Annotated in this window: 10 protein-coding genes; all 10 read left to right on the forward strand. The window is 72.9% G+C overall.

Annotated features, from left to right (window positions below):
• Nucleotides 1-144: 144 nt before the first annotated feature.
• A complete protein-coding gene (hisI, locus tag ACFU99_RS24110; protein ID WP_384395245.1) occupies nt 145-519 on the forward strand; it encodes a phosphoribosyl-AMP cyclohydrolase in 375 nt (124 codons plus the stop codon).
• Nucleotides 520-530: 11 nt separating this feature from the next.
• Complete coding sequence (locus tag ACFU99_RS24115; RefSeq protein WP_384395247.1) at nt 531-2,060, forward strand: anthranilate synthase component I; 1,530 nt, start codon at nt 531-533, stop codon at nt 2,058-2,060.
• A gap of 146 nt (nt 2,061-2,206) precedes the next feature.
• Nucleotides 2,207-2,860, forward strand: coding sequence for a TIGR02234 family membrane protein (locus ACFU99_RS24120; protein ID WP_384395248.1), 654 nt, complete (start codon nt 2,207-2,209; stop codon nt 2,858-2,860).
• Nucleotides 2,861-2,965: 105 nt separating this feature from the next.
• Nucleotides 2,966-3,190 carry an HGxxPAAW family protein gene (locus ACFU99_RS24125; protein ID WP_384395250.1) on the forward strand — a complete coding sequence of 75 codons (225 nt, stop codon included), beginning with the start codon at nt 2,966-2,968 and terminating at the stop codon, nt 3,188-3,190.
• 143 nt (nt 3,191-3,333) lie between these two features.
• A complete protein-coding gene (locus tag ACFU99_RS24130) occupies nt 3,334-3,771 on the forward strand; it encodes a DUF2752 domain-containing protein (protein ID WP_384395252.1) in 438 nt (145 codons plus the stop codon).
• A gap of 262 nt (nt 3,772-4,033) precedes the next feature.
• On the forward strand, nt 4,034-4,843 hold the full coding sequence (gene trpC, locus ACFU99_RS24135) for an indole-3-glycerol phosphate synthase TrpC (protein ID WP_384395253.1): 810 nt from the start codon (nt 4,034-4,036) through the stop codon (nt 4,841-4,843).
• Nucleotides 4,844-4,849: 6 nt separating this feature from the next.
• Entirely contained in the window at nt 4,850-5,002 is a 153-nt protein-coding gene (gene trpM, locus ACFU99_RS24140) for a tryptophan biosynthesis modulator TrpM (RefSeq protein WP_384395255.1), read from the forward strand.
• A gap of 176 nt (nt 5,003-5,178) precedes the next feature.
• The gene (trpB, locus tag ACFU99_RS24145; protein WP_384395257.1) at nt 5,179-6,477 is read left to right on the forward strand and encodes a tryptophan synthase subunit beta; all 1,299 of its coding nucleotides are present in this window, start codon (nt 5,179-5,181) and stop codon (nt 6,475-6,477) included.
• The gene (trpA, locus tag ACFU99_RS24150) at nt 6,474-7,289 is read left to right on the forward strand and encodes a tryptophan synthase subunit alpha (protein WP_384395258.1); all 816 of its coding nucleotides are present in this window, start codon (nt 6,474-6,476) and stop codon (nt 7,287-7,289) included. The genes trpB and trpA overlap by 4 nt, the downstream gene beginning before the upstream one ends.
• An 80-nt stretch (nt 7,290-7,369) precedes the next feature.
• The gene (locus ACFU99_RS24155; RefSeq protein ID WP_384395260.1) at nt 7,370-8,185 is read left to right on the forward strand and encodes a DsbA family protein; all 816 of its coding nucleotides are present in this window, start codon (nt 7,370-7,372) and stop codon (nt 8,183-8,185) included.
• Nucleotides 8,186-8,220: the final 35 nt, after the last annotated feature.

Genomic DNA, 8,220 nt, shown 5'->3' on the forward strand with positions numbered 1-8,220 from the left:
GCATGCCGTACGCCACTGACAATCCGGTCGGCGGGCCGGTCGGCGGGCCGGTCGGCGGCCGTACCGCCGGGTCGGCGGCCCGGCGACGCGGCGGTACGGCGGTACGGCAGAACGCAGCGACGCGGCAGAATGCAGAATGGAGTCATGACCGGTACCACCCGCCCCGGCGGACCCTCAGCGCTCGACCCCGCCGTCGCCGCCCGCCTCAAGCGCGACGCCGACGGATTGGTCCCCGCCGTCGCCCAGCAGTACGACACCGGCGAGGTGCTCATGCTCGGCTGGATGGACGACGAGGCGCTGCACCGCACCCTGACCACCGGCCGCTGCACGTACTGGAGCCGCAGCCGCCGCGAATACTGGGTCAAGGGCGACACCTCCGGCCACGTCCAGCACGTCAAGTCCGTCGCCCTCGACTGCGACGCCGACACGATCCTCGTCAAGGTCGACCAGGTCGGCGCGGCCTGCCACACCGGCGAACGGACCTGCTTCGATGCCGATGTCCTGCCGCTCGGCCAGTAGGCTCCGCTGCCATGGCTGCCACGACCACGGGTGATGTCACACCTGACCTCGACACCTTCCGGACGCTCGCGAAGGACCGCCGGGCCATCCCCGTCACCCGACGCTTCCTCGCCGACGGCGACACCCCTGTCGGCCTCTACCGCAAGCTCGCCGGCGAACGCCCCGGCACCTTCCTCCTGGAGTCGGCCGAGAACGGCCGCACCTGGTCCCGCTACTCCTTCATCGGCGTCCGCAGCGCCGCCACCCTCACCGCGCGCGACGGCCAGGCCCACTGGCTCGGCACGCCGCCCGTCGGGGTTCCCACCGACGGCGACCCGCTCCAGGCCCTGCGCGCCACCATCGAGGCCCTGCACACCCCGCGCGACCTGATCGAGGACGCCGGGCTGCCGCCCTTCACCGGCGGCATGGTCGGCTACCTCGGCTACGACGTCGTCCGGCGGCTGGAGAAGGTCGGCGACAGCACCCGCGACGATCTGCGGCTGCCCGAACTGACCATGCTGCTCACCTCGGACCTCGCCGTGCTCGACCACTGGAACGGCACCGTCCTGCTGATCGCCAACGCGATCAACCACAACGACCTCGACACCGGCGTCAACGAGGCGTACGCGGACGCCGTCGCCCGCCTCGACGCGATGGCCGCCGACCTCGTACGGCCCGTGCACACCAGGCCCGCCGTGCTGCCGCCCTCCGAACTGCCCGAGTACACCGCCCTGTGGGGCGGCGAGGCGTTCATGAAGGCCGTCGAGGACATCAAGGAGGGCATCCGCGCGGGCGAGGCGTTCCAGGTCGTCCCCTCGCAGCGGTTCGAGACCCCCTGCGAGGCGTCCGCCCTGGACGTCTACCGGGTGCTGCGCGCCACCAACCCCAGCCCGTACATGTACCTGCTGCGCCTCGACGGCTTCGACGTCGTCGGCTCCAGCCCCGAGGCGCTGGTCAAGGTCGAGGGCGGGCGCGCCATGGTGCACCCCATCGCCGGCACCAGGCCGCGCGGCGCGACCCCGCAGCACGACGCCGCCCTCGGCGACGAACTGCTGGCCGACCCCAAGGAGCGCGCCGAACACCTGATGCTCGTGGACCTCGGCCGCAACGACCTGGGGCGGGTCTGCGAGCCGGGCAGCGTCGAGGTCGTCGACTTCATGTCGGTCGAGCGCTACAGCCACGTCATGCACATCGTCTCCACCGTGACCGGCCGCCTCGCGCCCGGCCGCACCGCCTTCGACGTGCTCACCGCCTGCTTCCCGGCGGGCACCCTCTCCGGCGCGCCCAAACCCCGCGCGCTCCAGATCATCGAGGAACTGGAGCCGAGCAGGCGCGGCCTGTACGGCGGCTGCGTCGGCTATCTCGACTTCGCCGGGGACTCCGACACCGCCATCGCGATCCGCACGGCGCTGCTGCGCGACGGCACGGCGTACGTGCAGGCCGGCGCGGGCATCGTCGCGGACTCCGACCCGGCCGCCGAGGACGCCGAGTGCCGCAACAAGGCGGCCGCCGTACTGCGGGCCGTCTCCTCCGCCAACCGCCTCGCGCGGCAGCGCGACTGAACCGGCGGGCCTCTCCGGCGGGCCCGGCGCGCGGGCCCCGGCCGCTCCGGCGGGCGGCCCCGCGCACACCCGCCGGAGCCCGCTCTCCGCGCGCCCCGGCCGCCCCGCGTGCGTACCGCGCGCCGTCGCGAGGGATAGTGGTAGGCGTGAGTGCAGCCGTTCCCCAGCCCCGAATCCACGCCGAGCCCTCCGCCGCCGCCGTGCGCAGAGGGCGGAGCAGCGTCGCCGCAGCCCTGTTCCTCGGCGCGCTCGGCGCCGCGCTCGCCCTGGTCGCCTCCGGCCGCACCTGGGCGAACGGCACCGCCGCCGTCGCCCGCGGCACCGTCGACCAGCACGCGAGCGGCCAGGACATCACCGGGCTGCCCGGCGCCCTCGCGATCGTCGGGCTCGCCGCCCTCGTCGCCGTCTTCGCGGTCCGCCGTGTCGGCCGGATCGTCGTCGCCGCGCTGCTCACCCTGTGCGGCGCCGGAGTCGTGGCCGCCTCGGCCGCCGGCGCCTTCGACACCGCCGCCCTCCAGGCCAAGGCCGCCAAGGCCAGCGGCCTGACCAACGCCACCATCCAGGACGTCACCTCCACCGGCTGGCCGTGGGTCGCCCTCGCGGGCGGCGTGCTGCTGCTCCTCGCCGGGCTCCTCGCGCTGCGCTACGGCCGCCACTGGCCCGCGATGTCCGGCCGGTACGAGCGCGACGGCGCCCCCCGCCCGCGCCGGACCCGCACCGCGCCCGACCCGGACCGCCCCGAGGAGCTGTGGAAGGCCATCGACCGCGGCGAGGACCCCACCGAGGACACGCGGAACTGACAGAGCGACCCCCCCGGTCGTCCGGGAGCGGGCGCGTCGGGAGACAATGGGACCGAGCGTTCGTCGCGCCCGGAACCAGGCGCAACACAGCAATGAGGAGTACTCATGGCGGGAACCAGCCACGGACACACCCCGGCCGCCTGGACCGGTGTCATCATCGCCTTCATCGGCTTCTGCGTCTCCGGCGCGTTCACGGTGATGGCGATGCCGCTCGGCTTCTGGGCCGGAATCGTGGTCATCGCCATCGGCGGCATCGTGGGCCTGGGCATGCGCGCGGCCGGTCTCGGCCAGCCCAAGCAGCAGGCCCCGCGGACCCAGACCCAGAGCTGACCCGCCGAGGCGCCCGCCGCGTTTTCTCGCGGCGCCCCGCACCACCCGCAGGCGCGGCCCAGGACCCGTACGGACGCACGTACGCAGCCCCGGGCCGCGCCTTCGTGGTGAGAGTTCGCGGTGAGGGGAGGAGACTCGGCGGTGTGACCGAGGAACCCGCGCACCGCACGTCCGCCGCCCCCGAGTCCCTCGCGCGCCGGGTCGCCGCGCCGCTCGGCGTCGCCGCCGGGCTCGCCGCCGCCTTCGTCTACGTCGGCGCGGTCGACCCCAACGAGAGCGGCCACTACCCCGCCTGCCCGCTGCTGCGCTACACCGGGGTGTACTGCCCCGGCTGCGGCGGCCTGCGCAGCGTCCACGCCGTCGCGCACGGCGACCTCGCCGCCGCGCTGGGCGCCAACGCCCTTGCCACGGTGGGCTATGCCGCCTTCGCCGTCTTCTGGGCCGTATGGCTGCTGCGCTCGGTCCAGGGACGCGCCGTCGCCCTGCCGCTGCGGGCGCGGCACTGGTGGGCGCTCGGCGGGCTCGTACTGGTCTTCACGGTCGTGCGGAACCTGCCCTTCGGGGGCTTCCTCGCGCCATGACGGGCTCGGGACCCTGCGATCGGCTGCGATCGGCCGACTGTCGACACCTGCGTGCCGACTACGCGCCGCCTACACGCCGACACTCATGATCGACGCGGTAAAAGTCCAGGTCGAAGACGTGGCGTCAACCGGATGCGAGACCTCGGCCCCTCGGCAGATACCATCGACCGTGCATCGACAGTGACCGGCGGAACGGATCGGCTCGACCGAACCGACCTCGCCGGCGCGACTACTCGCTCCAGCCCGGAAGGGGGCCGCTCGCGTGAGTGTGCTCGACGAGATCATCGACGGGGTCCGTGCCGACCTCGCGGAGCGGCAGGCACGCGTCACTCTCGACGAGCTCAAGGAGCGGGCGGCGAAGGCGCGCCAGGCCAAGGACGGCGTCGCGGCCCTCAAGGGCGAGAGCGTCACCGTGATCTGCGAGGTCAAGCGGTCCAGCCCGTCCAAGGGCGCGCTCGCCGCCATCGCGGACCCCGCCGGGCTCGCCGCCGACTACGAGGCGGGCGGCGCGGCCGTCATCAGCGTGCTGACCGAGCAGCGCCGCTTCGGCGGCTCCCTCGCCGACCTGGAGGCCGTCCGCGCCAAGGTCGACATTCCGGTCCTGCGCAAGGACTTCATCGTCACCGCCTACCAGCTCTGGGAGGCCCGCGCGTACGGCGCCGACCTGGCGCTCCTGATCGTCTCCGCCCTGGAGCAGGAGGCCCTGGTCTCCCTCGTCGAGCGGGCCGAGTCGATCGGGCTCACCCCGATCGTCGAGGTGCACGACGAGGACGAGGTCGAGCGCGCCGTCGACGCCGGAGCGCGGATCATCGGCGTCAACGCCCGCAACCTGAAGACCCTTGAGGTCGACCGGGACAACTTCGCGCGCGTCGCCCCCGAGATCCCGGACCACATCGTCAAGATCGCCGAGTCCGGCGTGCGCGGCCCGCACGACCTCATCGCCTACGCCAACGACGGCGCGGACGCCGTCCTGGTCGGCGAGTCCCTGGTCACCGGCCGCGACCCCAGGACCGCCGTCGCCGACCTCGTCGCCGCGGGCTCGCACCCGGCGATCCGGCACGGACGGGGCTGAGCACCCATGGGCGCGTACGCGAGGCTGGCCCGCGGCTGTAGGCCGCGCGGCTGCCGCGCGCCCGCGCGCAGGGTCCACGGCCGCCGCGTGCGCTACCACATCGGCTGTGAGCCGGGGCAGATCAACGGAGCACGATGGCGTCGCGCCACGGAGCACTAGCCGCACCGCCGTACGCCCCCTGAGGAGCGCGCGGCGGGGGCTTCCGCACCCCGTACGCCCGCGCGAGCGCCGGGCCCGCACGCCCGCTCCAAGAGCCGGACGCCGGGTCGCGCAGCGCGCGATGCCCACAGACCGATACTTTGCGGGGCCACGGCCCCGAACGAGGAGTACGTCGGATGTCATCTGACTTCTTCATCCCGGACCCGGAGGGTCACATCCCGAGCACCGAGGGCTACTTCGGCGCCTTCGGCGGCAGGTTCATCCCCGAGGCGCTGGTCGCCGCGGTGGACGAGGTCGCCGCCGAGTACGAGAAGGCCAAGGCGGACCCGTCCTTCGCGGTCGAGCTGAACGACCTGATGGCCAACTACACCGGGCGCCCCAGCGCCCTGACCGAAGTGCCGCGCTTCGCCGAACACGCGGGCGGGGCCCGCGTCTTCCTCAAGCGCGAGGACCTCAACCACACCGGCTCACACAAGATCAACAACGTGCTGGGCCAGGCGCTGCTCACCAAGCGGATGGGCAAGACCCGCGTCATCGCCGAGACCGGCGCCGGCCAGCACGGCGTGGCCACCGCCACCGCCTGCGCCCTCTTCGGCCTCGACTGCACCGTCTACATGGGCGAGATCGACACCGAGCGGCAGGCGCTCAACGTCGCCCGGATGCGGATGCTCGGCGCCGAGGTCATCAGCGTCACGTCCGGCAGCCGCACCCTCAAGGACGCCATCAACGAGGCGTTCCGCGACTGGGTCGCCAACGTCGACCACACCCACTACCTCTTTGGCACCGTCGCGGGCCCGCACCCCTTCCCCGCGCTCGTCCGCGACTTCCACCGCGTCATCGGCGTCGAGGCGCGCCGCCAGCTCCTCGACCGCACGGGCCGGCTGCCGGACGCCGCCATCGCCTGCGTCGGCGGCGGCTCCAACGCCATCGGCCTCTTCCACGCCTTCCTGCCCGACGCGGACGTCCGGCTGATCGGCTGCGAACCGGGCGGCCACGGCATCACCACCGGCGAACACGCCGCGACCCTCACCGCCGGCACCCCCGGCATACTGCACGGCTCGCGCAGCTACGTCCTCCAGGACGCGGACGGCCAGATCACCGAGCCGTACTCGATCTCGGCCGGCCTCGACTACCCCGGCATCGGCCCCGAACACGCCTACCTCAAGGACACCGGCCGCGCCGAGTACCGGGCGGTCACCGACGACGAGGCGATGCAGGCACTGCGGCTGCTGTCCCGCACCGAGGGCATCATCCCGGCGATAGAGAGCGCGCACGCCCTCGCGGGCGCCCTCAGAGTAGGCGAGGAACTGGGCGAGGACGGCCTGCTGCTCGTCAACCTCTCCGGGCGCGGCGACAAGGACATGGACACCGCGGCACGCTATTTCGGTCTGTACGATCCCGACCAGGCGAGGCGGACCGAGCAGGCGGAGCGCGCCGGACAGCAGGCCCAGACGAACCCGGAGCGAGCCAAGTGAGCGGCAACATCGAGCTGTTGAGCCAGGTCCTGGCCGCGGCCAAGACCGAGGGACGCGCCGCGCTGGTCGGCTACCTCCCGGCGGGCTTTCCCACCGTGGACGGCGGTGTACGGGCCATCCGCGCGATGGTCGAGGGCGGCTGCGACATCATCGAGGTCGGGCTGCCGCACAGCGACCCGGTCCTCGACGGCCCCGTCATCCAGACCGCCGACGACATCGCCCTGCGCGGCGGCGTCAAGATCAGCGACGTCATGGACACCATCCGCGAGGTGCACACCGCCACGGGCGCGCCCGTGCTGTGCATGACGTACTGGAACCCCGTCGACCAGTACGGCGTCGAGCGGTTCGCCGCCGACCTCGCGGCGGCCGGGGGAGCGGGCTGCATCCTGCCCGACCTGCCGGTCGAGGAGTCCGAGACCTGGCGCAAGGCCGCCCAACTGCACGGCCTGGCCACGGTGTTCGTCGTCGCGCCGAGCAGCCGCGACGAGCGGCTCGCCCGGATCACCGCGGCGGGCAGCGGCTTCGTGTACGCGGCCTCGCTGATGGGCGTCACCGGCACCCGCGAGTCCGTGGGCCGGCAGGCGCAGGACCTCGTCGAACGTACCCGCGCGACCACCGAGCTGCCGGTGTGCGTCGGGCTCGGCGTCTCCAACCCCGAACAGGCCGCCGAGGTCGCCGGGTTCGCGGACGGCGTCATCGTCGGCTCCGCGTTCGTCAAGCGGCTGCTGGACGCCCCCGACCTCGACACGGGGCTCGCGGCGGTCTCCGCACTCGCGGGCGACCTCGCCAAGGGGGTGCGCCGACGCGCCTGAAGCGCGTCGCGGGTAACTCTTTGGAAGGAAACAACGGCCGGGGACGCGCATGAGCGCGCCCCGGCTCGTTGTACGGGGGCGTGAACCAGAAGAATCCAGGCAAGCAAGGCAAGCCAGGCGGGGACGACGGAACGCGCAGCGCCCGTGAGCGGCTGCGGGAACAGCGAGAAGCGGACCGGGCACGCGAGAAGCGGAAGCGGACGCTCATCGCGGCCGTCGCCGTGGTGGCGGTGCTGGGGGTCGCCGCCGGAGTGACCGCGCTCGTCAAGAACTCGGGCAACGGCAAGGACAAGGACCAGCAGGCGTCCGGACCGGCCGTCCCGCCCAAGGGCGCCACCGGCGACGGCGATGTGGTGATCCCCGAGGGCAAGCCCGCCGCCAAGGCCACCCTCACCGTCTACGAGGACTTCCGCTGCCCCGGCTGCGGCGGGTTCGAGGCCCAATTCCACGACACCATCCGCGAACTCCAGGACAAGGGACAGCTCAAGACCGAGTACCACCTGGTCACGATCATCGACGGCAACATGGGCGGCACGGGCTCCCTCAACGCCGCCAACGCCGCCGGGTGCGCCCAGGACGCGGGCAAGTTCCCCGACTACCACGACGTGCTCTACAAGAACCAGCCCGACGAGCGCGAGGACGCCTTCGCGGACAAGGCCCACCTGATCAAGCTCGCCGGCCAGGTGAAGGGCCTGGACACCCCCGCCTTCCAGAAGTGCGTGAACGACGGCGCCCACGACACCTGGGTGAAGAAGTCCGACGAGGCCTTCGGGAAGTCCTCCTACCACGCGACGCCGACCGTCCTCCTCGACGGCAAGAACATCTACGCGGACCAGAACAACCCGCTGACCCCCGACAAGCTCAAGAAGATGGTCGCCGACGCCGACAAGAAGTGACCGCCGGGCACGGAATGCCGCCGCTCCCTCCGGGG

Source organism: Streptomyces sp. NPDC057654, from assembly GCF_042800135.1.
In the GTDB taxonomy this organism is placed as follows: domain Bacteria; phylum Actinomycetota; class Actinomycetes; order Streptomycetales; family Streptomycetaceae; genus Streptomyces.

Bases quoted from the DNA above. Each gene is read 5' to 3' on its own strand.
- hisI (WP_384395245.1), top strand. From the start codon at position 145: ATGACCGGTACCACCCGCCCCGGCGGACCCTCAGCGCTCGACCCCGCC.
- ACFU99_RS24115 (WP_384395247.1), top strand. From the start codon at position 531: ATGGCTGCCACGACCACGGGTGATGTCACACCTGACCTCGACACCTTC.
- ACFU99_RS24125 (WP_384395250.1), top strand. From the start codon at position 2,966: ATGGCGGGAACCAGCCACGGACACACCCCGGCCGCCTGGACCGGTGTC.
- trpM (WP_384395255.1), top strand. From the start codon at position 4,850: ATGGGCGCGTACGCGAGGCTGGCCCGCGGCTGTAGGCCGCGCGGCTGC.
- trpB (WP_384395257.1), top strand. From the start codon at position 5,179: ATGTCATCTGACTTCTTCATCCCGGACCCGGAGGGTCACATCCCGAGC.